Origin of the sequence: Flavobacterium sp. CLA17, from assembly GCF_013112255.2 — a bacterium.
GTDB lineage: Bacteria > Bacteroidota > Bacteroidia > Flavobacteriales > Flavobacteriaceae > Flavobacterium > Flavobacterium circumlabens.
On sequence record NZ_CP068294.1, the window covers coordinates 4,098,902 to 4,123,620 of the forward strand.

The following is a 24,719-nucleotide window of genomic DNA, read 5'->3' on the forward strand; positions in this document are numbered from 1 at the left end:
TTATTATGAAAGAACTGGATTTACTAAAAAAAGACTGGAAAAAGAATGCCGATTCTTTTCAACAAATTTCTGAAAATGAAATTTACAAAATGATTCATAAAAAGTCCTCTTCCATCGTGAAGTGGATTTTGATTATCAGCATTTTGGAAATTTTATTCTGGACAGTTTCAAACCTCTTTTTCAGTACGGATGAAATGTTAATCAAGATAAAACATCCTGAAATGATTTTTTATCTGGAGGTTTTAACGTACTTCAATTATGTCGTTGTTTTGATTTTTGTATACTTTTTCTACAAAAATTATAAAACTATTTCTACTATTGAATCTACCAAATTATTAATGAGCAGCATTCTGAAGACCCGAAAAACGGTTCAATATTACGTTTGGTACAATTTGGGAATGGCTGTTGTCAGTTCGATCATCAGTTTCTTCATCGCTTTTGTATACAATCCGGACATGACCTATTTAAGGGAAAAATTAGCTACAAGCGGTAAAGCAATGTTTGTTACAGGCGGAATATTACTTCTGGTTACATTAGCCTTTCTGGGTATGTTCTGGTGCTTTTACAGATTATTGTACGGAACCCTTTTACGCAGGTTGTACGCTAATTATAAAGAGCTGAAAAAGATTGATTTGTGATTTTTTTAAGGAGCAAAGGTTCAGAGGTGCAAAGGTGCTAAGTTTTTTTTGAAAGGTGCTAAGGTTCTGAGATACTAAGCTGCTAAGGTTTTTTTTTTAAAACCTGAAACTTGAAACAATTTCAAACCTGAAACAATTTCAAAATCTAAAATTTAATAATCCCATCTTCTCATTTGATTCAGTTCTTCCTGGACTTTTAGTTCTTCTGCCGGGATAACTTTTAGAAATGACGGATGTTGTTCTATTGCGTATTCTACTTTTTCTACGATTTCATCAATAGTATCGTTTTCATAATCAATATCGAGAGGTTCTTTTATGATGAAAGATTGCAGAATACCTTTCTTTTTCATTCGTAATCCTTTTTTATCAAAGGAACGACGGAAACCGTCAATTACAATTGGAATTACAATAGGCCTGTGCTGTTTTATAATATGGGCGGTTCCTTTACGAACCGGTTTAAACGATTTTGTAGTTCCCTGTGGAAAGGTAATCACCCAGCCATCTTCAAGGGCAATTTTGATATTTTCAGTATCATTTGGATTTATTTCACGTTTTTCGGTAACATCAACACCTTTGGCACGCCAGGTTCTTTCTACTGTTATCGCTCCGACATAAGCCAGAATTCTTGGCAGTAAACCTGCCTGCATGGTTTCTTTGGCAGCAACATAATACAAATTCATTTTGGGCTGCCATAAATAGCCAATATTCTTAATCGTATCCTGACGACCGGACAAACTCGCATTAAAAACATGAAACATTGCTACTACGTCAGCAAAATAAGTCTGGTGATTGGATATAAACAAAACATTAGTATCCGGCAACGTTTTTATGATTTCAGATCCTTCAATCTGTAATTCATTAAAACCTCTATATCTTCGGTGAGTCATGGCTCCCAAAATTCGGATTAACCATTTCTTGATGAATAATATATGTCCGAAAGGATTTCGTTTAAACAATCCCATAGCTTTATAGTGTGTTTTCTAGTTAAGTCGCAAACATACAAAAATAATTCATTTGGCAACACTAATAAGTAATTTCCAAGACAAATGGTTATTGTAATGAATATCAAATTGTTAATTTATTGTTTTTGGAGATTTTCTTCAAAAGTTAATTTTAAAACATCCCTTAATTCATTTAAAATCATCGCAGTTGCTCCCCAGACAATATGATTTTGAATATTAAAAGCCGGAACTAAAATATTAGAACCATAAGAAGTTGACAATGTGGCTTCGATGATAATTTCGTCATTTAAAAAAACAGACAGCGGCAATTCTATCACATCTGCCACTTCCCTTGCATCCGGATAAAACGAAAGTTCATCTGAAGAAATTCCCAGAAAAGGATGCACCAGAAAATTACTTGGCGGAATGTACATTGGCGTAAACTGTTTAATCACTTCAATTTTCTCCCGGGCAACACCCACTTCTTCCTGTGTTTCTCTCAGCGCTGTGTCTTCGTAGCCAGAATCAGTAGTTTCGTATTTTCCACCGGGAAATGCAATTTGGGAAGAATGAACCCCATTGTAAGCATTTCGAACAATTAAAACCAAATGTGTTTTTTCATTTTTTGGATAAAACAGCATCATTACTGCTGCAATGCGCGGGTTTTCTGCTTTGAAATCTTGATTTTTCAGGGCTTCAATTCGTTCTTTTGGAGCCATTTTTATATGCGCAGAGACTGCCGGCAGTTCAACTGGAATTAAATTTGGAACATATTGCAAAAAATCCTGAAAATCCATAATCAAAGTTTATTTTTGTACTTTCAAATAAAATATAAATATAGTTTAGAAAAGGCGGTTCTACAAACTTTCTAAAATCAAAGCCATAAAAATGTACAGTAAAGAAGAATCACAAAAAATAAAAAGAGAGTTCTGGGTGGCTTTCGCCGAAAAATATCCGCGTAAATGGGTTCTTTATGATACTAAAATTAAAGATTTCTCTTTTAAATTTTTTATTGATAACAAAAAAGCACAAGTTTTTATTGATATCGAACCTCGTAACGACGAAAAACGATTTGCTTACTACGAAAAAATAGAAGCCTTAAAAAATATCCTCGAAGAAGAATTTATAAAAGATTTGGTTTTCGAAAAAAACTACACACTCGAAAGTGGTAAAACCATTAGCCGTATCTGGATTGAAAAACAAGGTGTTGGTTTTAGCAATCGCAATAATTGGGACATTATTTTTGATTTCTTTTTTGAAAAAATGAATGCTTTAGAACTGTTTTATCTGGAGTATGATGATTTTATTAAGGATATTGAGTAGGAAAGGTACTGAGGACCTAAGGTTCTGAGATTCTAAGGTTTTTATATAACAAACCCGACAGGTTTTTTGAAACTTGTCGTACTTATCATTGTCTTAATTAATAATCTTACCTTTTTAATGAAAAGTGACCTGTTTTATTAGTACCATTCTCAAATATTATTTGAAACCAATAATCTGATGATGGTAAAGGTTTACCATTAAAATTTCCATCCCAACCGATGTTAGAACTCAATTTTTTTAAAAGCATTCCATATCTATCATAGATATAAATAGTATAACTTTGATCAGTTATTCCATTAACCTCCCATGTGTCATTTATACCGTCCTCATTTGGAGTAAAAAACTTTGGTATAATATACTCTTCCGGTAATTCGCAATCTAAATCAAGATTAGAAACATTTAAATATATCTTAGTTTTTACTATACAAGATGTATTTATCTCTGTAACTCTAACCGTTATCTCTTCATGATTTTTAATTGAATTCTTATATATTTCATTTATAGTATTAGTAATATCTTTTCCATTTTCATCAAAATATGAAAAAGTATAAAGCGAGGGTTCAACGACTAAAAGAGAATTGATTTTTGATAGATTGAATATAGCATATCCTGTACCATCAGAATCACATGCATTAAAATCTGGAATTTTATTTAAATTAAAAGAAGCTTTAGTTTTTAATTCAATCTTGGTTTCTCCATAGCAGCTAGGATTGTTTTTATTTCCAACTCTAACATTAATTATTTCATTAAAAGGATATTTATTAGCATAATTAAGCGGTAAAGGAGAAGGAAGAGGATTCCCCAATTGATCTTTATAAGTAAAAATAAAATTATCTGGATTTTGTACCAAATCTTTTTGCAGAGATGACATATCAAAACCTGAAGAAAAGCCATTTCCTAAATCAGCACATGATTCCAAAACAGGTACCGAATTCAGAACAGGTTTTTGTGCATTAATATAATCGTAAGTATTAAAAATATAAACAGATCCTGCATAAGCAATATAATTTTGATCATTAGCATCTAAACCATCCCAAAAGGCGCCAATAAATAAATCTTCTTTGAATATAGAAATTGAATTAGCAAACCAATCACTATTATGTTTTATTTTTGATTCAATTATTTGATATTCTTCCCATTTATCATTATCCCCTTTTTTAAACATATATACGCGACCAAAAACTTTCGATAAATTGCCATTATTATCATATTCATATTCGGTTCCTCGTATAGCTATTTGATCGCTATAAATTTCCATTCTGTCACCAAAACCGAAATAGTTAACCGAACCATCAGAAGCTCTAATTTTCTGATGCCCAACCCATTCATTGTTCGAATTTTTCTTAAAAATATAAACTGAACCTAACGCCGTTAGAGGACCTCCTCCATCACCGCTTAAGTCAGAATCATAATCGTCTTCTTTTGGAGCCGCAATCATAATTCCATTTTCATTAATCCTAACAACTTCGCCAAATCTATCTTGCAGTGATCTATAATCGTAAGCAACTAGCTTTTTAACTTCATTCCACTTATTCGAATTAATTCCTTTTTCAAATACGTATGCCGCGCCTGCCCAATTACTCCCTTCTTCTACTGCTCCAACTACAATAGTGTTTTCGAAGATAGCAACAGAATTGCCAAAAGTATCTCGTCGTTCTCTATCGCTTGGTACAATTTTTTGCATTAACGACCAAATACCATCAGCATCTCTATGATAAATATATGCTGCTCCGGCATTTTCCATGTAATTTGCCAAAGAACTATCAGTACTGTTATAGTTTGCACCAACAACCATATAATTATCAGATATCGCAAAATTAGAACCAAAATTATCCGATAAAGCATTTTCAGGCTTAGCTATTTTTTGAGTAAAAACATAAAGATTATTAACATCTCTTTCATAAATATAGATCGCATTTCCTTTATTTGGATTCGCAGAATCACAACCTAGGATAGCAAGCGTTTTTCCTTCCATAAATAGTGTGGAACCAAAGCCACAATTATCATTTGTATCTGAAAGTGTGAGCTCCTGATAAATAGACCATCCATCGCAATCCTGTTTAGCAATATATACTTTACCAGCATTTTCAACTCCTCCTACCTCTACTTGATCAGCACCATAAGCTGCAAAACCATCGTTAGTAAAAACAGAAAAAGCAAAACTATTATCTCTAACTCTTATAGGTTCAACAACTTTAAAATTTTGTTTCCATTGTTGAGAATACAAAACAATAACGTTAAATAATAGTAATAATATTATTGTAGATTTTTTTTTAAATTTCATAATTAAATATGAGAGAAGTATTAGCATGAATAGCTACGCACTCACAATATTATACACAATAATCTGATTGTCGTAATTAATGTAAAGCTGCTTGCGGTAGTCTTGTTTTTTTCGGGTGATGATCGAGAGTTTGCAATCATTTCCACTATTGTCTTTGCATAAAAAAGAATATACAATGTCTGTATCATTTTCTTCACGTTCGATATATTCACTAATACTAAAAAGCTGGATTTCCTGAGAATATACCACAATCCGGTGCTTGTCGGTATCCAGAATTACAGAGAGATTGACCAGGTCAAGACTGGACCATTCGCCCCAATTTCCTCTTTCATTTTTTTCCAGTACGCTAAAACCCGATGTTTTAAAACGATAAGACTGACTGTAAGATTGTTGCAAACCTAGTCCTAAAAAAAGGATTATTATATAGTTACGTAAAGTATTCATGGTGTATTCGGGGCTATTAAAACTCAAATTTAGCTTTTTCCTTGCTTGCAATCTCAAAATCAGCCATCATTTCTTGAATAATTTTTTCTACAGGCAAAATTTCATGAATAATTCCGGCAATTTGTCCAATTTCAAGTTCGCCTTCTTCGAGATCACCTTCAAACATCCCTTTTTTGGCTCTTGCCCTACCCAGAAGTTGTACTAAATCTTCTTTGGAAGGCCCTTTTGCATAAAGTTCCTGAACATCGTTATAAAACTTATTTTTGATCAGTCGCACCGGAGCCAGTTCTTTTAAAGTCAATTGTGTATCCCCTTCTTTTACATTAAGAATGGTCTGCTTGAAATTATCGTGGGCAGATGATTCTACCGAAGCTGCAAAACGGCTTCCTACCTGCACACCATCGGCTCCCAAAATCAGGGCAGCCAGCATTCCTCTTCCGGTTGCAATTCCTCCGGCAGCAATAATCGGAATGTCGATTTTTTCTTTTACCATCGGAATTAAAGTCAACGTTGTGGTCTCATCTCTACCGTTATGTCCGCCTGCTTCGAAACCTTCGGCAACGATGGCGTCTACACCCGCTTCCTGCGCTTTTAAAGCAAAAATACTGCTGCTCACCACGTGAACTACCGTAATTCCTTTTTCTTTCAGGAAAGAAGTCCATGTTTTAGGATTTCCCGCTGAAGTAAAAACGATTTTAACGCCTTCTTCAATAACAATATTCATAATTTCTTCGATGTTCGGATATAGCATTGGGATATTTACTCCGAAAGGCCTGTCTGTTGCTTTTTTACATTTCTGAATGTGTTCGCGCAATACTTCCGGATACATAGAACCTGCACCAATGAGTCCTAAACCTCCTGCGTTGCTCACGGCACTTGCCAGTTTATAACCGCTGTTCCAAATCATTCCACCTTGGATTATTGGATATTTTATATTAAAAAGCTGTGTGATTTTATTCATGCAAAAATGCTGTTATTGTTTGATAATCTTTCCTGTTTTGTGTATTCCTTCTGCATCAAAAACATAAAAGTAAAGTCCGCTTTTTAAGGACTGTAAAGAAAGAATCGGATTTTGATTTGTAATTTGTTTCTCGATCACTTTTTGCCCTAAAACAGAATAAATGGCTACTGAGGCTGTACTTTGATCCGGAAATGAAAATGAAACCGTAGTTTTAACCGGATTTGGATAGACCGAAAAAACAGGAATTTCAAAATTCTCCACCCCTAAAGTAGTCCCAAAATTTGGAATTCCGTAACCATACGTATTGGTCGGGGCACTATAGCGATCTGAAGATTCGAGAAGCATTTGTCGGATCTCCTGATTGGTTTTAGACGGAAAAGCCTGCCACAAACAAGCAATCATACCGGCCATAATAGGACATGAAAACGAGGTACCGTTAATCGTGACAATAGAGCCGGAAGTATCCGAAACAACCGCTGCTGTTCCCTGTGCCATAACATCGGGTTTGATACGATTGTCAAAACTTGGACCTACAGAACTAAAAGAGGATCTCACTTTTGAAGCTGTAACGGAACCGACTGTAATCACTGAAGCTGCATCTGCCGGCCCACCAATATGCGGCTCTGCTGTATTTCCTTCATTACCGGCCGAAGCGACTACAATAATTCCTTTGTTAAAAGCCATTTCAGCACCACGGGAAATAAAATTGGTTGTTCCGTTCATATCACTATAAGTGTGGCTGTAATTGACATTGTCAAACTCAAAATAACCCAAGGATGTTGTAATAATATCTACGCCCAAACTGTCGGCTTTTTCTGCTGCTTCAACCCAAAGTGATTCTTCAACCGGGTTTTCTGAAGCATCATTTTCTGTAATGAATAAATAATACGAAGCATCAGGAGCGGTTCCTACTAAAGCGTTTTCTTTATAGCCTCCCATGGTTGAAAGTACCATGGTACCGTGATCATCTCCCGTATAAAAATTTTCATTTCGGGATACAAAATCATAACCTCCGAGGATTCGGTTATTACTTATAAGATTCTGAAAAGGCTGAGCCGTATCTACTCCCGGGAAACCGGCATCCAAAACAGCAATTACTTTACCTGATCCGGTATAATTTTGCTGATGCAAAACCTGACCGTTTAGCATTTGTATTTGATTTGCCGAAGTTCCGTAGGCATAATTAATGGCCGTTTTGAGCTTATCTTTGGTTTGTGCCCTTTTATTACTTTGTACTTTTTTTGAAGTCGTATTTAACGTTTTATCTGCAAAAACCACTTTATCCACAAAGGCTAAGTTTTTTAAAGCATTGATATTCGCCTGAGTTCCGCGAATGTGGAGTGCGTTCAGCCATTTAGATTGCGCCATTATGGTAATTCCCGTACTTAATTTTACCTGGCTGACATACGTTTTTTCTATCGGAGCATCAGTAATACTTAAGGCAATGTTTTGATTGGTACGACGATCTAAAGACCGCTGCGTAAGTATCTGCAAAGGAGTATTCAAATACGTTTGTGCGTTTGGTTTGGCGTTAAAATACACCCAGGCATCTTCTTCCTGTGCAAACATTGCAGAAGAAAGTAACAATAACAAAAAGAGGTAGTTATATTTCATAGTTTACTTTTTAAAGGCTAAAACCTTCTTAAAAAGTATAAAGCTAAGAAATTACTCCCGAACCAACTAATTCATTATCGAAATACCAGGCTGCAAATTGTCCTTCGGTTATGGCAGATTGCGGTTCGTCAAAACGAATATACATTCCGTCTTCAAATTGATACAGGGTTGCTTTTTGCAAAGGCTGGCGGTAACGAATTCTGGCCATTACTTCCATGCTTTCTCCTGCTTTCAAAGCAAGATCAGTACGAATCCAGTGTACTTCGGATTTTTCTATAAATAGGGCTTTCTTAAATAAACCAGGGTGCTGGCTTGTTAAACCGGTATAAATAGTGTTGGTTTCAACATTAGTCGCAATTATAAATAGCGGGTCTGTTGTTCCTCCTACATTCAATCCTTTTCTTTGTCCGATTGTAAAATAATGCGCTCCCTGATGTTTCCCTACTACTTTTCCCATTGTCGGAACATAGTTTAGTTTCTGAGCTTCTAGTTTCAACTCTTCCTCTAAAGACAGACCAACAGGTTTTTCGATCGCATAAATCGGATCGTTTTTGTCAATCTGAACAATTTTACCTTCTTTCGGTTGTAATTTTTGTTGTAAAAATTCCGGTAAACGGACTTTTCCAATGAAACAAAGTCCCTGGGAATCTTTCTTTTCAGCAGTTACCAAATCCATTTCGGCAGCAATTTCGCGAACTTCCGGTTTGGTTAAAGCACCAATTGGAAATAATGATTTTGCCAATTGTTCCTGGGACAGCTGACATAAAAAATAGGACTGATCTTTATTGTTATCTGCACCTGCTATTAATTGGTAAACCGGTTTTCCGTCAACTTCGATTTCATTTTTTTGACAATAATGCCCTGTTGCTACGTAATCCGCACCAAGACTTAAGGCAATTTTCATAAATACATCAAATTTGATTTCGCGGTTACAAAGCACGTCCGGATTTGGAGTTCTTCCTTTTTCGTATTCATTGAACATATAGTCAACGATTTTTTCTTTGTACTCTTCACTCAAATCAACGGTCTGAAACGGTATTCCGAGTTTTTCAGCTACTAATAAAGCATCATTACTATCTTCTAACCACGGACATTCATTAGAAATAGTAACCGAGTCATCATGCCAGTTTTTCATAAAAAGACCAATAACTTCGTATCCCTGCTGTTGCAGCAAATAAGCGGCAACACTAGAATCAACTCCTCCGGAAAGTCCAACAACTACACGTTTCATCTTAACTCGTTTATATTTTACAAGGGTGCAAAGGTAAGCCAAAATCTATATAATTGTCATTGTTTTGATTAGTTTATATAATCCTGCAGTAGATAAAACTTATTGCTTTTTTTAATTACTTTTAATCAATCAATTACAGCACCATGTCAAAACAGGTTTACAGTATTATTTTCTTTATCGTTTTTACCACTCTGAATGCTCAAAATTATACGCCGACCCTACAAAATTATCAGTCGTATAAAGCATTCAAAGGAAAACCGTTGTCTGATAAATTCTCCAATATTGAATCGGTAAAAGTGATTTATGATCTGAAAAGCCAAAAAATGTATTATTTTAATAGTACTCTTATTCGCTTACACTATGATTTTGTTACGGACTATTTGGGCTATACCAAAGGTCTGGATGTTTTTAATGACGATAATTACAGCGACACGGAAAAAGGCAGGGATTTTTTATTGGGAAATCTGAATCATATAAAAGGAACAGAGAAATGGGTTTTCGAACTGGCTGCTTCAGATCACATGCCTATTGTATTGATAGAGCGTTTTTACAATCTGGTTGTTCAGTCTGCTTTTATGGGTAAAGATTTAAAATTCTATCTGAACAATCCTGAAAAACTGCAGTGGAATCAGGAAAATAAATTTAAAATCCCCTGCGTCAGATCGAATTATATTTTTGATGAAATCACTTATCAGGAAGTGGTTTCCGGAAGCAATGTTGGGATCTTAAAACAATATAAAATCAAGGAATTAGAAAGTATCACGCCTCATGCGGATGAAATTATTATTCTGGATGGTACGCCGGATATCTTACCTAATGTAAGAGGAATTATTGTAAACGAGCTGCAAACTCCCTTAAGCCATTTAGTCTTATTAGGCAAAAACAGAAAGATTCCGATTATGGCTTATACTACTGTTTTGAAAGATGCCAATATCAAAAAACTACTTTCAAAAAAGGTAGAACTCAAGATTGCTGTTGACACTTTTTATATCAAAGAATCCACCAAAAAAATAACTCAAAAGACAATTAAGAAAAAGAAAAAGTTAATTGTTGACAATAGCGTGACTAATTTGGTTGATTTGGATAAAATCCAAAAAAAAGGCGTGAATTACATTGGCTCGAAAGCACAAAACCTGTCCTATTTAATCGCCATTTCAAAAGAAATTCCGTTTAAGACACCCGAAAACGCTCATGCGATTCCGTTTTACTTTTACACAAGTCATATTCAGAAAAAATCTATTTCCCCTTTAATTCAGGAACTTCTGGCTTATCCACACAAAGATTCTGTGCTATGGATCCATAAACAATTGAAAAAAATACGCGATGCCATAAAGAAAGAACCTATTGATCCTCATTTAATAGCAAAACTGAATCAGACTTTCAAAAATACTGCTTTCAAAAATTTCAGATTCCGATCTTCAACGAATGCAGAAGATATGGCTGATTTTAATGGTGCGGGATTATATGATTCTAAAACTGGAATAATCGGTGACAGTGTAAAGACTTTTGAAAAAGCGATCAAACAAGTCTGGGCAAGTACGTGGAATGAAGCTTCCTACACGGAAAGAGAGCTTTTTGGAATCGATCAGCAGAGTATTGCCATGGGCGTACTGGTGCATCGTTCTTTTCCTGATGAACTGGCCAATGGCGTTATTATCACCAAAAACATTTTCAGGAAAAATTTCTCAGGCATTACAGTCAATGTTCAAAAAGGAGAGAACTCTGTTGTAAAACCGGAAAAAGGGGAAATCTGCGAGCAGTTTGTGATCTATCATTTTAATACCGGAACCGGCGCTGACGATTTTGATGTGGATTATACGTCTAATTCAAACCTGAATAGGAACGAACCCTTACTGACAAGAAAGGAAATCAGTACTCTTTTTCTTGTCAGCAATAAAATTGATTCTAAAATGTATCGTTACTGGAGAAAAAACTTGTTTCATCCTGTTGATATTGAATTCAAGATTGTTGGAGAAAACAGAGATTTGTACATCAAACAAGTTCGCCCATTTAATGAATAATTAATAAAAAACCAAAAGATCAATTTCGTTTGAAATGCTATTAATCCTAACAATTTTAAAATCGAAATCGTCAATTTTAATTTTGTCCTGAATAGATTTCCTGATATTTTCAGGAACTAAAACAAAGCTGTTTTCTAACACAATTTTCAACTCAACAGTATTCAGGAATTTAGACGCTTTTTTATTGACCAGTACCGAAGCAATGATATAAAAACCGATGATAATCAACTGAAAAAACAGCAGCACTTCTATTTTTTCATACGGATACATAATATCCAAAATAGAAAGCGTAATGGTAGCAAACAGAAAGATGATGGCATTTACTGTAAATGACTGTGTCCTGAATCTTAAAATAGAAAAAATAGCAAACAGACCAAAGCCAATTCCGACTCCTATTTCTATTTTGGTAAATAAATAACAGAGCGAAAAAGTACAGAGTCCCACGATAACCATCAAGGGATTTATGGTTTCATTATCTTTTCTGTTCGAAAAAAAGTAAAGAATCAGGATTGAAAAAAACAGCAACAAAAATCTTCCGGAAAGCTCGCTTAAATCCATTTACAGTAAATATTAGTGAATCAAATTTAGAAAAAAGTTTGCCACGAATTTCACTAATTTTCCCGAATTTTTGTAATTTCTGCTTATAATAATATAGTCATACAAAATTCGGGGCAAAAAAAAAGTCCGCATCGCGGACTATTATAAATCTATTCCATCTTAGGCTTCGAGTCCGCCTTATAACTGCTTTTAGGATCACTCATATTAACTTCTTTGGTTAGTTTTCCTTTTAAGTAGAATTTCCAAATTCCTGCTTTTTTTCCATTAAGAAATTTTCCTTCAGAAGCCACTACTCCATCAGAATCATAGAAAACAGCATCACCATTATACTGATTATTTTTATAAGTAGTCTTTTCTAATATAACTCCGTTCTGCCCGTATTTTTTATAAATTCCTTCTTTCTGTCCATTCACATACGTTATCTCTTCCGCTATTTTAGCATTTGGATAAAAAACAGTTCGTACGCCTTCCAACTTCCCATTTTTATAATTTTCAATTGTCATTAGTACTTTCGAGGCTTTATGGTAATACTTCCACTCTCCTTCGTAATTTTTACCAATTACCTTTCCTTCACTTACTTTATTCTTACTCTGATCGTAAAAAATATTGTAAGCACTTCCATCGTTAGCACTAAAATCGCGCGTGGCCACTACATCGCCTCTTTTGGTATCATCAAAAAACTTAAATATTCCCGATTCTTTTCCGTGAATAAACGTTCCCTCATATCGGGGACGTTTGGAAACTTCATAAGTACCTTTCCACAGACCGTCTTTTTTACCGTTGGCATCCAGTTTATTAATGTCTGCCTGGGCACTTACCAGGAACGCGTTCAATAGTGCCAGTCCGAATATTATTTTTTTTAAAATCATCTTATGTTCAATTTAAAGATTAAACGAAATTGTACTTTATAAAGTATATCACAGGTATAAAAAAATCCCGATAAATCGAGATTTTTTTAAGAACTTATTTCTTTTTATTCTGAGCTTTTGTAGCTTCCTGTTGTTCCATTACTTCCTGAAGACGTTGTTGAAATTTGCTTTGTTTTTTAGGCTCTTTCAATTTGTTTTCCTGAATCTGAGCGTGGATTTTATCCGTATCCACAATATAATTTTTAATTACAAACATAATTCCGATCGTAATTAAGTTTGATATAAAGTTATACAAACTCAAACCTGCACCATAACTGTTGAAGAAGATCAACATCATTAATGGGGAAACGTAAATCATGATTTTCATCATTTTAGCCATATCCGGCATACCTTCCTGCTGAGGCGCTGCCATTTGCTGATCTCCTGATGTCATTTTCATGTAGAAGAAAATTGCAATTGCTGCCAAAATTGGAAACAAACTGATATGATCTCCGTATAACGGAATATGAAACGGCAATTTTACAACGGCATCAAAAGAAGATAAATCGTCTGCCCAAAGGAAACTTTTTTGTCTTAACTCAAAAGCTGATGGAAAAAACTGGAATGACGCATACATAAACGGAAGCTGAATCAATGCCGGGATACATCCTGCCATTGGGTTTACGCCCGCTTTGTTGTATAATTTCATTGTTTCCTGTTGCTTCTTCATTGGGTCTTTTTTGAATTTTTCTCCCAACTCTGTAATTTCAGGACGTAAAACTTTCATTTTAGCCTGTGACAGGAATGATTTATAGGTAATTGGCGACATGGCCAATTTAATAATAATTGTAAAGATGATAATCGCAATTCCGTAAGCGATATAAGAGCTTAAGAATCCGAATAACGGAATGAAAATCCATTGATTGATCCATCCGAAAATCCCCCATCCTAATGGAATAATTTTTTGGAAATTTTTATCGTAAGATTTTAATGTTTTATAATCAGCTGGTCCAAAATACCAACTCATTTTGTAGTCAATCTCTCCATTAGAAAAAGCCAAAGGAATGATTGCTCTAAATTGTTTAATAAAAGCCGTATCAATTTTTTCATCTTTAACTAAATCATCCGATTGTAATTTAGATGTCGCGAATGGCTTGTCTGTAGATAGAATAGTGGTAAAAAAATGTTGTTTGAAAGCTATATAACTTACTTTTTCAGGAGTTTCTTCTTTTCCTACACCATTAGGACTTACATAATTATATTTTTCATCATCATATTCATACTGAATTTCAGCAAAACGCTTTTCTATAGAAACACTTTTTTCATTTCTGTACGTTTTTAAATCCCATTGTAAATCTAATGGTTTAGCAGAATTTAAAACTTTATTCAAACCTTGGGAACGAATATCAAAGCCAACTAAATAATCGTTTGGTTTTAAAATATATTTGTATTCCAAAAATTCGTTAGCTCCCGCTTTTAAGCGCATTGACAAAACCTGATCAGCACCAACTTTCGTTAATGTTGGCTCAAAAAACAAATCTTTAGAATTTAAAGTCCTGTTATCAGTGGTTTGTAACTCAATATTTAAATTAGAGTTATTGTCTTTGATTAATTCTACTAATTGTTTTGAACCTTTTTCAAATCTTTCGAATTCTTTTAATGTAGCTTCCACTATATAACCACCTTTATTAGCGATTTTAAGTTTTATCTTATCATTTTCAAGAGTAGTAAAACCTTCTTTTGCAGTAGGAAGCGTAGCTGAATAAGCAAAACCACCTAATGTTTTTTGCAATTGTGCCAGCTGAACGGTATCACCCGGTGTCACTGCAGCAACTGGTAAAACGGCTGTTTTAGTTTTATCGGCTTTAGCCTGAGCTCCTTGTTTCGCTACTAATTCTTTCTTGGCTTTTTCAGCAGCAATCTCTTTATCAGAAGGTTGATTTTGGTACATAATCCAAATCAAAATTCCAAATATCAATACAAAACCAATGATTGAATTAAGGTCAAATTTTTTTTCTTCCATTATATTTAAAAAAGTTATTCGTTAAGGTTATTGGTCTGAGTTTTACTCAAAAGTTACATCCTCTCAGAATATTAATTATTGTTTTTTATGTGAATTTACCGCTGCGGCCACAAAGTTTACGAAAATAGGATGTGGATTGGCAACTGTACTTTTGTATTCCGGATGGTATTGTACACCAATGAAAAACGGGTGATCTTCAAGCTCTATAATTTCAACTAAACCAGTATCCGGATTTACTCCCGAAGCAATTAAACCTGCTTTTTGCAATTCGTCGGCATATTTATTATTGTACTCATAACGGTGACGGTGACGCTCTGAAATTGTCTTTTGACCGTAAATTTTATGTGCTAAAGTATTGGGTTTAATATCACATTTCCAGGCTCCAAGACGCATTGTTCCGCCTTTGTCTGTAATCGTTTTTTGTTCTTCCATCAAATTCACCACAGGATGTTTTGTATTCTCATTCATCTCTGTAGAATTCGCTTCTGCATAACCTAAAATATTTCTGGAATATTCGATAATTGACATTTGCATTCCTAAACAAATTCCGAAAAACGGAATTTTATTTTCACGTGCAAAACGAACTGCTTCAATTTTTCCTTCAATACCTCTTTCACCAAAACCAGGTGCAACCAAAACTCCGTCAAGAGTTCCTAATTTTTCTTCAACGTTATCAATGTTAATGTGTTCCGAATGTATCGAAATTACATTTACTTTAGTTTCATTTGAAGCTCCTGCATGAATAAATGCTTCCAATATAGATTTGTAACAATCCTGCATTTCAACATATTTTCCAATCAAACCAATATTTACGGTATGTTTTGGATTTTTTAATCGGCGTAAAAAAGTATTCCAGTTTTTTAAATCCGGTGCTGCTTTTTTAGGAAGATCTAATTTTTTTAAAGCCACAACATCTAATCCTTCTTCAAGCATTAAATTAGGAACTTCATATATCGTTGAAGCATCAATAGACTGAATTACTGCTTCTCTTTTTACATTACAAAATAAGGCTAATTTATTACGCAATTCATCTGAAAGTTCATGCTCTGTTCTACAAACCAGAATATCAGCTTTGATACCACTTTCCATCAATGTTTTTACGGAGTGCTGCGTCGGTTTTGTTTTTAACTCCCCTGCAGCAGCCAAAAATGGCACTAATGTTAAATGAATAACAATTCCGTTGTTTTCTCCCAATTCCCAAACCAGCTGACGAACAGACTCAATGTAAGGCAGGGATTCAATATCACCAACCGTTCCGCCAATTTCAGTAATCACAATATCATAATCGCCGGATTTACCCAACAATTGCATTCTGTCTTTGATTTCGTTTGTAATATGAGGAACAACCTGAACCGTTTTTCCTAAAAATTCTCCTCTTCTTTCTTTTTCAATAACGGAAAGATAAACTCTACCTGTAGTAACGTTATTGGCCTGAGAAGTAGGAACGTTAAGAAAACGCTCGTAGTGGCCTAAATCTAAATCAGTTTCAGCACCATCATCAGTCACATAACATTCTCCATGCTCATATGGATTTAACGTACCCGGATCTACATTTATATACGGATCAAATTTTTGAATAGTTGTACGATACCCTCTTCCTTGTAACAATTTTGCTAAAGATGCTGCGATAATTCCTTTTCCTAAAGAAGAAGTCACACCGCCTGTAACAAAAATATATTTTGTCTGATTCATTCTGTTGTTGTTTGTATTGTAGTTGTGTAAAAAACTTGGCAAAAGTACAAATTTAATTGGACAATTTATCAATTACAGAATGAGATAATTTGCAAATTTATAAACAGATTGATTACTTGTTTCCGTAATCCGTAATTTTAGATTTTAAACGGACTAATTTTTAATTAATCTGTTTATTTGTTTCTGGAATTTCAGGGTAGAATTCTTAGGTTTGAGAAAAAATTAAGAGTTTCATTTTTATTTCAATTTATAGCGAAGATTATCAAAGAACCGCTCAATTAATCTTCTGTCTTCGGTCACTATTTCGGCAGATCCTTTGGCTTCGGCACGAAAATCTAGTGCTACACCGTAATTTGTTTTTAAACCATACGGCAAATCCACATCCACAAGATAGGAGTTTACTTTCTTTTGATTATCGGAAAGCGTCTGCTGATTTGTAGCGAGGGATATTCTTCTGACCTTCCCTTTTATGGAACCATATTCATTGTAAGGATAATTATTAAGTTTTATAATTACACTTTGCCCTTTTTTGACTTTCCCTGAACCATTCTCAGGTAAATTTACCTGCCCAATCATTTGATTTTTATCAGGCACTATTTTGAACAATTCCTCACCCGTCTGAATGTAATCGTTGTCTTTCAGAAAATTCAGGAAATCTACTGTGCCTTTTATTGGTGACAGGAAAACATAAGTACGCTCCCATTTTTTTATGGCATCAATCAGATCATAATAACTGTTAAACATTCCAATAATCAATTCTCGTTCCCTGGCGGTTTTTTCAATTGCAATGACCTGTGCTTTATTATGAGCTTCGTTGATTTGATAATTTGTAGTATTAATTTCCATATCAATTGCTTTAAAATCCAGTTCACTGTTTGCTTTTGCTATAATGGAATGTTCAATATCTGCTTTGGAAGTTACATTTTTGCTGAACAGTGTTGAATCTTTGTAAAAAAGACTCTGCGAAACTTTATATTTAATCTTTTGATTTTCAAAATCATTTTTTAACTGCTCAAATTTTCGGGTCTGTAATTCCAGTAATTTTTGATTAATCTGTTTTTGAACCTCATAAGGCTGCTGATTGGTATAATCCAGATATTGGTACAAGGCATTTAAAAAATTATAATATTTGTTATTTATATCTCCTAAGGAAAAATTTTCAGGAAATAAATGACGGTGTTTCTGAAAAGTAACTTTATGAATGTTTATGGTACGGAGCAAAGTATCCAGTACTCTAACATCTTTTAAATTTGCTTCATTTTTTATATAAGCGAGATATTGTCCTTCCTTTACATTAGCACCAGAGTTCTGTTGCAGTAACATAATATTTCCGGATGCCATGGCAACTAATTTTACAGGCGACTGTCGTGTATTGATCACGATCTGTCCCATTAAAACTTCCGGATATTTTATCAACCACCCAAAAAGCAATAACAGCAAAACCAAACCTATTACGGTGGCGCTAATAACAGTTCCAAATTTGGTTGGCATTTTTTCAATTATTGAAGCCACCTCTTCCGTTCTGTTTTCATTGAGTGTTTTATGAAATCCTTTAGCCATTTACCGTATCTCCTATTTGCGTTTTTACCAATTGATAATAATGTCCGCCTTCTCTGGTCATCAACATATCGTGATTTCCTATTTCGCTGATAAATCCATTTTTAAGTACTATAATCTGATCTGCTTTCCGAATTGTACTTAATCGATGTGCCACGACAATGACCGTTTTATTCTTAAAAATTTCTTCTAATGCCATGACAATTTTTTGTTCATTGATAACGTCCAGCGCATTAGTTGCCTCATCAAAAAATAAATAATCAGGATCTTTGTATAACGCTCTTGCAATTAGTACACGCTGTTTCTGCCCACCGCTTAATCCTCTTCCGTTCTCTCCCATCATGGTTTGATATCCTTTTGGCATTGCTTCAATTTCTGTTGCTATATTGGCTGCAGTTACTGCTTTTTTCAATCTTTCATAATCTATATTTTCGTCATCTAAAACAATATTGTTCTGAATCGTATCACTAAAAATTTTCCCATCCTGCATTACGGCGCCGCAACTTTCTCTCCATTGTTTTAAATTGATATTCTGAATATTCAAATTTCCCATAGAAAGTTCTCCGTGAGTAGGCTTATACAATCTTAAAATAAGTTTTAGTAAAGTCGTTTTACCACTGCCACTATCTCCTACAATGGCCGTTACTTTTCCCTCCGGAATCATTAACGAAATATTGCTTAAAATATAATCACTGTTTCTGCTGTACTGAAAACTGACATTCCGCAAAAACAAACTTTTATCTTCCGGAAGTCTGATACTGTTATTGACTTCGTTTTCTTCCTCTTCTTCTAATTCATGGATTTCATTGAGTCTTAAAAAACTGATTTTAGCATATTGCGCCGACTGTACAAAAGAAATAAATTGCATAATAGGGCCATTTAGCATCCCGATTATAAACTGGGTTGAAATCATCACTCCGAAAGTAATGTCCCCTTTTATTACTGCTTTGGCACAATAAAAAGTAATGATTAAATTGGTCAACTGATTGATAAATTGGGCTCCGAGATTTTGAGCATTTGTAATGCGTAATATTTTTTGATCAATTTTAAACAGCTGAACCTGTAAAGCTTCCCATTTCCATCTTTTTTGCTTTTCGTAGTTATTGATTTTAATGTCCTGGATACTGCCAATTGTCTCCACCCAGTAACTTTGGTTTTTGGTATGAACATCGAAATATTCCCAGTCCAGTTTTTTTCTGAACTGAAGAAAAAACAAAACCCAGGCAATAAATAATGTACTGCCTAACACATAAATGAAACACAAAACAGGGCTGTAAATAAACAGGATGATTCCAAAAATGAAAAACGTTAAAATCGAGAATAAAAAATTGAGTGAATTATTCATGATAAAGTCCCGAATACGCTCATGATCCTGTGCCCGCTGTAAAATATCTCCAATTAGCTTATTTTCAAAAAAAGTAATGGGTAATTTCATCAATTTAATCAGATAGTCTGAAATCAGAGAAATATTAATTCTCGAGGTGAGATGCAGTAAAATCCAGTCCCGGATCATATTGCTCAATAATATGCTTACAATAATGGTAATATTGGCAATTAAAACAAGATCTATAAAATCTAAATCATTGGTCTGAATCCCAACATCAATAACGGCTTTGGAAATAAAAGGTAAAAAGGCCTGCAAAATTGTTACTATAAGCATCACTACAAAAAGGTTTACAAAACTCTTTTTATAGGGAGTGAAATAGCCTAAGAAATTTTCAAATGTTTTACGGCGTTCTAACTTATCGTTTATAGAACGTTGTTGAAAATCGGCCATGGGTTCTATGGCCAAAACAGCTCCTGTTTTAGATTCCTTTAACCAGCCTTTTTGAAAATCAGCCAGCGTATATTTCATCAGTCCTTTTGCCGGATCGGAAACCAACACCTGCTTATTCGTTATTTTATACACGACTGTAAAATGGCCATCCTGCCAGTGCACAATACACGGCAGAGGGATAGTTCGCAATGTGTCGAAATCGATCTTAATACTTTTTGTCCGCAAACTAATGGCTTCACAAGCATCGCTAAGATCTAAAAAACTGACACCTTCGCGTGTAATACCGCATAAATCTCTCAAAAACGGCAGGCTGTAAAACCTGCCGTAGTATTTGGCTATTATTTTTACACAAGTAGGACCGCAGTCTTTTGAGTCGAGCTGAAACTCGTGTGGAAAATTGAACATTTGATTTTTTTATATAATACCAGATTATTCTTTAACAATTTGAAAATCGAGAGGCAGAATCCATTTATCCCATAAATCCACTTCTTTTCCCTTATTTTTAGCTGCAGCGTAACGCACCATATTCGAAAAAACAAAAGCAATTTCATATTGTAGAACAGGGTCATTTATTTTTATTTCCGAATGTGCCTCAATGACTTTAACTTCAATTTCATTGTTTTTATTAATTCGAAAAACTACGCGCATGGGTATTCTCTCTTTAACTTTCTGAACAATGATTTTAGAACTTTCCAATTCTTCAATTAAAATTTCTTTATACAGTGGATTGATATCATTTTTAATAAGGAGTTCATGCTCTATTCCTCTATAGAAAAATTTTGGCTTTTCTTCAACATCCTTTAAAAACATTACCGTTCCATTTCTAAAATTGGGACAGCTTTTCTTCATCATTTCAAATGCAGCTTCATGATATAACAAAACAGCCTGATAAAAATGCTCACACGCATTCTCATTCTCACCCAGTTTCAATTCTGTAACTCCCAGATCGTACCAGCAATTTTTATTTTCCGCATCAAGATGTACTGCTTTCGTATAAATTTCTTTTGCCAGCAAAAAGTTATTCTCTAAAAATGCTTTCTCTCCATCCATCAATAATTGTTTTACTTCAGGAGTTTGTGAAATACAGATTTGAGTAAAAAATAAAAACAAAAAATTAATTCTCACTATCCTTTGTATTATAAAATCTAACCTCATTTTTCTTAATTATTTATTCTAATACTTTTTTAGTAATTCAAACACTTCTCCTTCACTTGTATCATATCTGATCAAACCCTCTTTTTTATCCCAGTCAAAGGATTTCAAGTAATAATTCCCCCCATTACTCGTATTTATGCCATCTTCAAAATGATAAACCAAATTATACCATGTATTTGTTGTTGTTAACTTCATTGTTTTTAATTTCAAAATATCATTTTGAAGATCTCCCTTTTGATTTAGACCAAAAAGACTAAAACTTGGTAAATAATTTACATCACTTTTGTCTTTGCTAATAAATACCTCTCCGTTGCAATATGGATTATTATGACAACTATTAGATTTAATAGTCATAGACATGATATTAGGTTGTGTAGATCCTATACCATAGTAATTGCAATCTTTATTATTATGGGTTTCTATTTTTTCTATTACGACGAGCGTATCAATATTCCCCAAATTACTTTTGAAAATAATGGTTTCACCTTTATTATAAACTGAAAACCATTCTTTCTCAGCATAGGTTAATTGTGTCTCAATGCATTTTCCACACGAATTTAAAAGCATTAAAAATGTAACATGAAATACAATAATTATTATTTTTTTCATATTATTTTTAATTTGGAACTATTCTTAAAGCTGCAATCATTGCATCTATACTATGACCGCCAGAGCTTGTTCCGTTTTGATTAACAAAATGCTTTTTCCCTCCTGCCGTTGTAAGACCGGGAGTAACCATTTGTGCAATATTTAAAGGGTCATTATTCATAATATAGGAATGGGTATCTGATACAAAACCTGTCCCCAAAATTAATGCTGTATAATAGCTTAATCCCGCAGCATTAAAAGTTGTAGCACTTTCTCCTGTAATTCTGGCATTAGCTTCAGCCATGCCACCTCCCAATGAATGTCCTGCAAAGGATAATGCATCCCCAAACTGAGCTTTTAATATTTTTGCATTATTCACAGACTGCTGATACTGCAACGAAATTCCGGCTGTTTGTAGCGCGTCGGCCGCGTAGTCCCCAATATCTCCCGGCTCAGTTCCAGCCGTTACATAACAATATTCCATTTTTCCATTCAAACCAACTTTTTCATATAATTGTGATTTAAATCCTGATTTCGGGTCATTGTACAGAACACCTGCAACTGGCTTAGAAATAGCCCAATGTCCTAAATCATCAGCGCTAACTTTATCTCCATAAACTGCTTTAGACATTACAGCTGCTTCTAATACTGTCGGTTTATATAAACTGCCATGTATTGGCATGATGTACCATGAAGCATTATTTGTTCCTGTGCTGTTTCCTCCGGTACCAGTTGCCCCGCCACTTATCCCAGTGCCAGAATTATCAACAAAGAGTGACATATTGTTTATTACCGTCCCTTTCGGCACTTTGCTTGGTCCCTTATAATTATTTTGCACTGGGACATTGTTTAATACTGTCCCCGGTAATTGAATAATATTATATTGTTGCGTGTTGCGTTGTTGTCCTGTTGTTGTTAATTCATTATTCAAAAAATTAAAAACCTGATTGTTCGTCACTACACCTTTCTGTGAATATATAAACTGAAAAAACCGATCAATAGTTACTGAATCATTAGTTGTTTTTCCATTGTTATAATTGGTATACCAACCACCTCCATATCCATTCCTTAAAGTAGACGAATTCAAATTGTTTGTCCCGGAACCAGAACTACCATTATAATAAGGAGAACCGGGAAAACTGCTTCCTCCGGCTCCTGTAACAGAACCGCTGCCATACACACCACCTCCAACAGCATTCGATCCGCCGAATCCTCCGTAATTAGATCCTGAAAAACTGGTTCCAAAACTACTGCTACCACTTAATGCAGTAGCACCGCCACCGCCGCCAAAACCATAATTCGCATCAGAACCGGTACCACTGCCGCAGCCACCAATTATCTCTCTCATTTCATCTACTTCCAACATCCCGACAATGTCAGAAAATTTTATTTTTTTAAGACTTTTCATTTTATAAGTTTTTAGTTAGATTTTTCAAATATATAAATATTTTTTTTTAATTGTAGTGTTTTTACTATTAAATATTAATCAATAATTACTTTTATAGACTTTACATGAATTCCTAATTTTATTCTTCCAAAAATTAGCTTCTCAAATTCAGCAGGGATTTTAAACAATTCATCTGTATCGAAATATTCTTCCAGTGCATCAAATAATTCGCGAATTGTTTTATCAGTCTTTAAAATTTCCAAAATAACCAAATCCAGCTCATCAATATAAGTCAGCGAAAATTTGTTCTGGTCACATTCCGGAACTATCAGTGTACTAATCCCTGCATCTGATTTTTCAAGTTTAAAGAATTCATATTCCTTGTTGTCCTTTTGTTTTTCAATGAAGGAACTCCAGTTAAAATCACTTTTAATGATTCTATAATCGTCTCCTCGCACTATCTTTTTATTGTAGATATCACTTTTATCCTCAAACAGGCACTGAAAATAAAAATTTGCAAGACAGTCTCTGGCATACAAATAGTCTTTAGAAATAAATAAAAAGTCTATTTTGATGATGGAATTAATCCTGGAGTTAAATATTTCAAAATCTATAAATTGCTCTTTATTCAATATAATATTTCCAATTTCCTTTCTTAAATCTCGTTTAAAATCAAAACTTACTGCCTTAACTGCTTCCTGTTTTTCAATCGCTAAAGCATTATTATTTAATCTTTTATATCTCTGAACTAAAAAGTCTTTAGTTATGTTTTCCAAATTGTAATAATCATTATAAAGTGACAATTTATTCGTTTTAAATAAATCAATTATTCTGTAGTAATATTCAGGATAATCTTGTCGAAGCCTGGGAGCCATTTGTTTACAAACAAATTCATTCCTTTTATAATTGCCCAATAAATGCAAATATTGCTTTTCATAAGGGACTCTGGCGAAGTCGCCAAATCCTTTGTACTGATTATCTCCAATTGTCTCTGAAAGAAGCACATTCACTTTTTTGTTGTATTTCTTAGTGAGGCAGTAAAAAAGATATTGTTCAAAAAAAATATTAAAACTTGAAATATTAATCTTCGGTAGATTCAGCACATTTTTATTTACAAATTCAAATGCTTTCGATGCATACTCCTGAAAAAAGGAAATATCACTTCCACCAAATATTCCGGCATTGTAAGCCAAAATCGGTTTTTGTGATTTTCTCTCCTTTTGAATTTCATCAGGAAAATAGTTTAGTGACGCTTCTAAAGAGATCATTATTTTCTCATAGTAATCCGTTGCTGCTTCTTTGTTTTGGGTTATTAGTTCCGAACTCAATAACCTATCTTCAAACTTTTTCCAAATAAATACATCGCCATCAACGTGCAAAAAAGGCTTTTCCTGCTGTGCGTAAGAATAAATTTTAGGTAATGCCCAAAGTTGAGGGTGGTATTTATTTAGTATATCTAAATTACAAACTACATCACTGTAAGGCAATTCTAAAGTATCTATAAACAACTTTGCGTAAGTGCTATCACAATACAAAACAAGTTCAGGATAATATTGCTTTAATTGCAAACAACTTAAAGTCCAGGATATTAAGTTATACTCCGGAGATAGCCAGCCCGAGTTATTCCTCAATAAATCCGATTTATTACAGGCCCAGGCACTTTGAATGATTCTCATC

The 24,719-nt window shown here is 34.2% G+C and carries 20 protein-coding genes; 3 read left to right on the forward strand and 17 right to left on the reverse strand.

The genetic code is table 11. The features are described from left to right. Positions 1 to 5 precede the first annotated feature (5 nt). Positions 6 to 638: a hypothetical protein gene (locus HAV12_RS16875; protein WP_132037796.1), complete on the forward strand. Its 633-nt coding sequence runs from the start codon at positions 6 to 8 to the stop codon at positions 636 to 638. A 152-nt stretch (positions 639 to 790) separates the two neighbouring features. Here the strand turns inward: HAV12_RS16875 and HAV12_RS16880 are convergent, their stop codons facing one another. Next, positions 791 to 1,600 carry a 1-acyl-sn-glycerol-3-phosphate acyltransferase gene (locus HAV12_RS16880; protein WP_171570697.1) on the reverse strand — a complete coding sequence of 270 codons (810 nt, stop codon included), beginning with the start codon at positions 1,598 to 1,600 and terminating at the stop codon, positions 791 to 793. Positions 1,601 to 1,716: 116 nt separating this feature from the next. Continuing rightward, complete coding sequence (locus HAV12_RS16885) at positions 1,717 to 2,376, reverse strand: CoA pyrophosphatase (protein WP_171570698.1); 660 nt, start codon at positions 2,374 to 2,376, stop codon at positions 1,717 to 1,719. A 91-nt stretch (positions 2,377 to 2,467) separates the two neighbouring features. Between HAV12_RS16885 and HAV12_RS16890 the strand changes: the two genes are divergently transcribed. After that, positions 2,468 to 2,902 carry a DUF4268 domain-containing protein gene (locus HAV12_RS16890; RefSeq protein WP_171570699.1) on the forward strand — a complete coding sequence of 145 codons (435 nt, stop codon included), beginning with the start codon at positions 2,468 to 2,470 and terminating at the stop codon, positions 2,900 to 2,902. A 106-nt stretch (positions 2,903 to 3,008) separates the two neighbouring features. On the opposite strand, the gene HAV12_RS16895 is transcribed toward HAV12_RS16890, so the two are convergent. Genes HAV12_RS16895 through mnmA form a run of 5 tightly spaced genes read right to left on the reverse strand, consistent with a single transcriptional unit; the run spans position 3,009 to position 9,436 of the window. Further along, on the reverse strand, positions 3,009 to 5,186 hold the full coding sequence (locus HAV12_RS16895) for a T9SS type B sorting domain-containing protein (protein ID WP_171570700.1): 2,178 nt from the start codon (positions 5,184 to 5,186) through the stop codon (positions 3,009 to 3,011). 33 nt (positions 5,187 to 5,219) lie between these two features. Beyond that, positions 5,220 to 5,630 carry a hypothetical protein gene (locus HAV12_RS16900; RefSeq protein WP_171570701.1) on the reverse strand — a complete coding sequence of 137 codons (411 nt, stop codon included), beginning with the start codon at positions 5,628 to 5,630 and terminating at the stop codon, positions 5,220 to 5,222. 16 nt (positions 5,631 to 5,646) lie between these two features. Next, positions 5,647 to 6,591: a nitronate monooxygenase family protein gene (locus HAV12_RS16905; RefSeq protein ID WP_171570702.1), complete on the reverse strand. Its 945-nt coding sequence runs from the start codon at positions 6,589 to 6,591 to the stop codon at positions 5,647 to 5,649. Positions 6,592 to 6,603: 12 nt separating this feature from the next. After that, a complete protein-coding gene (locus tag HAV12_RS16910; RefSeq protein WP_171570703.1) occupies positions 6,604 to 8,205 on the reverse strand; it encodes a S8 family serine peptidase in 1,602 nt (533 codons plus the stop codon). Positions 8,206 to 8,248: 43 nt separating this feature from the next. Further along, positions 8,249 to 9,436: a tRNA 2-thiouridine(34) synthase MnmA gene (mnmA, locus tag HAV12_RS16915; RefSeq protein ID WP_171570704.1), complete on the reverse strand. Its 1,188-nt coding sequence runs from the start codon at positions 9,434 to 9,436 to the stop codon at positions 8,249 to 8,251. Between the two features lie 143 nt (positions 9,437 to 9,579). On the opposite strand from mnmA, the gene HAV12_RS16920 reads away from it, so the two are divergent. Beyond that, the gene (locus HAV12_RS16920) at positions 9,580 to 11,457 is read left to right on the forward strand and encodes a PEP/pyruvate-binding domain-containing protein (RefSeq protein WP_171570705.1); all 1,878 of its coding nucleotides are present in this window, start codon (positions 9,580 to 9,582) and stop codon (positions 11,455 to 11,457) included. Here HAV12_RS16920 and HAV12_RS16925 read toward each other — a convergent pair whose 3' ends face one another. The 10 genes from HAV12_RS16925 to HAV12_RS16970 form a co-directional block, all read right to left on the reverse strand. Beyond that, positions 11,458 to 12,015 (reverse strand): DUF4956 domain-containing protein, encoded by a 558-nt coding sequence (locus HAV12_RS16925; protein WP_171570706.1) that lies wholly within the window; start codon positions 12,013 to 12,015, stop codon positions 11,458 to 11,460. Between the two features lie 149 nt (positions 12,016 to 12,164). After that, on the reverse strand, positions 12,165 to 12,884 hold the full coding sequence (locus HAV12_RS16930; protein ID WP_171570707.1) for a toxin-antitoxin system YwqK family antitoxin: 720 nt from the start codon (positions 12,882 to 12,884) through the stop codon (positions 12,165 to 12,167). A gap of 94 nt (positions 12,885 to 12,978) precedes the next feature. Next, positions 12,979 to 14,886 carry a membrane protein insertase YidC gene (yidC, locus tag HAV12_RS16935; protein WP_171570708.1) on the reverse strand — a complete coding sequence of 636 codons (1,908 nt, stop codon included), beginning with the start codon at positions 14,884 to 14,886 and terminating at the stop codon, positions 12,979 to 12,981. Positions 14,887 to 14,961: 75 nt separating this feature from the next. Further along, a complete protein-coding gene (locus HAV12_RS16940; protein ID WP_171570709.1) occupies positions 14,962 to 16,578 on the reverse strand; it encodes a CTP synthase in 1,617 nt (538 codons plus the stop codon). Between the two features lie 237 nt (positions 16,579 to 16,815). Then, complete coding sequence (locus HAV12_RS16945; RefSeq protein WP_171570710.1) at positions 16,816 to 18,138, reverse strand: HlyD family efflux transporter periplasmic adaptor subunit; 1,323 nt, start codon at positions 18,136 to 18,138, stop codon at positions 16,816 to 16,818. Beyond that, positions 18,131 to 20,317: a peptidase domain-containing ABC transporter gene (locus HAV12_RS16950; RefSeq protein ID WP_171570711.1), complete on the reverse strand. Its 2,187-nt coding sequence runs from the start codon at positions 20,315 to 20,317 to the stop codon at positions 18,131 to 18,133. The genes HAV12_RS16945 and HAV12_RS16950 overlap by 8 nt, the downstream gene beginning before the upstream one ends. A gap of 24 nt (positions 20,318 to 20,341) precedes the next feature. Continuing rightward, positions 20,342 to 20,962, reverse strand: coding sequence for a tetratricopeptide repeat protein (locus tag HAV12_RS16955; RefSeq protein ID WP_205423328.1), 621 nt, complete (start codon positions 20,960 to 20,962; stop codon positions 20,342 to 20,344). Between the two features lie 123 nt (positions 20,963 to 21,085). Then, positions 21,086 to 21,676 (reverse strand): hypothetical protein, encoded by a 591-nt coding sequence (locus HAV12_RS16960; protein ID WP_171570713.1) that lies wholly within the window; start codon positions 21,674 to 21,676, stop codon positions 21,086 to 21,088. A 7-nt stretch (positions 21,677 to 21,683) separates the two neighbouring features. Then, positions 21,684 to 23,063 carry a hypothetical protein gene (locus tag HAV12_RS16965; protein ID WP_171570714.1) on the reverse strand — a complete coding sequence of 460 codons (1,380 nt, stop codon included), beginning with the start codon at positions 23,061 to 23,063 and terminating at the stop codon, positions 21,684 to 21,686. Between the two features lie 74 nt (positions 23,064 to 23,137). Continuing rightward, positions 23,138 to 24,718, reverse strand: coding sequence for a DUF6734 family protein (locus tag HAV12_RS16970; protein ID WP_171570715.1), 1,581 nt, complete (start codon positions 24,716 to 24,718; stop codon positions 23,138 to 23,140). Position 24,719 lies beyond the last annotated feature (1 nt).

Coding starts and splice junctions, on each gene's coding strand:
- HAV12_RS16875 (WP_132037796.1), top strand. CDS start 6: ATGAAAGAACTGGATTTACTAAAAAAAGACTGGAAAAAGAATGCCGAT.
- HAV12_RS16880 (WP_171570697.1), bottom strand. CDS start 1,600: ATGGGATTGTTTAAACGAAATCCTTTCGGACATATATTATTCATCAAG.
- HAV12_RS16885 (WP_171570698.1), bottom strand. CDS start 2,376: ATGGATTTTCAGGATTTTTTGCAATATGTTCCAAATTTAATTCCAGTT.
- HAV12_RS16890 (WP_171570699.1), top strand. CDS start 2,468: ATGTACAGTAAAGAAGAATCACAAAAAATAAAAAGAGAGTTCTGGGTG.
- HAV12_RS16895 (WP_171570700.1), bottom strand. CDS start 5,186: ATGAAATTTAAAAAAAAATCTACAATAATATTATTACTATTATTTAAC.
- HAV12_RS16900 (WP_171570701.1), bottom strand. CDS start 5,630: ATGAATACTTTACGTAACTATATAATAATCCTTTTTTTAGGACTAGGT.
- HAV12_RS16905 (WP_171570702.1), bottom strand. CDS start 6,591: ATGAATAAAATCACACAGCTTTTTAATATAAAATATCCAATAATCCAA.
- HAV12_RS16910 (WP_171570703.1), bottom strand. CDS start 8,205: ATGAAATATAACTACCTCTTTTTGTTATTGTTACTTTCTTCTGCAATG.
- mnmA (WP_171570704.1), bottom strand. CDS start 9,436: ATGAAACGTGTAGTTGTTGGACTTTCCGGAGGAGTTGATTCTAGTGTT.
- HAV12_RS16920 (WP_171570705.1), top strand. CDS start 9,580: ATGTCAAAACAGGTTTACAGTATTATTTTCTTTATCGTTTTTACCACT.
- HAV12_RS16925 (WP_171570706.1), bottom strand. CDS start 12,015: ATGGATTTAAGCGAGCTTTCCGGAAGATTTTTGTTGCTGTTTTTTTCA.
- HAV12_RS16930 (WP_171570707.1), bottom strand. CDS start 12,884: ATGATTTTAAAAAAAATAATATTCGGACTGGCACTATTGAACGCGTTC.
- yidC (WP_171570708.1), bottom strand. CDS start 14,886: ATGGAAGAAAAAAAATTTGACCTTAATTCAATCATTGGTTTTGTATTG.
- HAV12_RS16940 (WP_171570709.1), bottom strand. CDS start 16,578: ATGAATCAGACAAAATATATTTTTGTTACAGGCGGTGTGACTTCTTCT.
- HAV12_RS16945 (WP_171570710.1), bottom strand. CDS start 18,138: ATGGCTAAAGGATTTCATAAAACACTCAATGAAAACAGAACGGAAGAG.
- HAV12_RS16950 (WP_171570711.1), bottom strand. CDS start 20,317: ATGTTCAATTTTCCACACGAGTTTCAGCTCGACTCAAAAGACTGCGGT.
- HAV12_RS16955 (WP_205423328.1), bottom strand. CDS start 20,962: ATGGATGGAGAGAAAGCATTTTTAGAGAATAACTTTTTGCTGGCAAAA.
- HAV12_RS16960 (WP_171570713.1), bottom strand. CDS start 21,676: ATGAAAAAAATAATAATTATTGTATTTCATGTTACATTTTTAATGCTT.
- HAV12_RS16965 (WP_171570714.1), bottom strand. CDS start 23,063: ATGAAAAGTCTTAAAAAAATAAAATTTTCTGACATTGTCGGGATGTTG.
- HAV12_RS16970 (WP_171570715.1), bottom strand. CDS start 24,718: ATGAGAATCATTCAAAGTGCCTGGGCCTGTAATAAATCGGATTTATTG.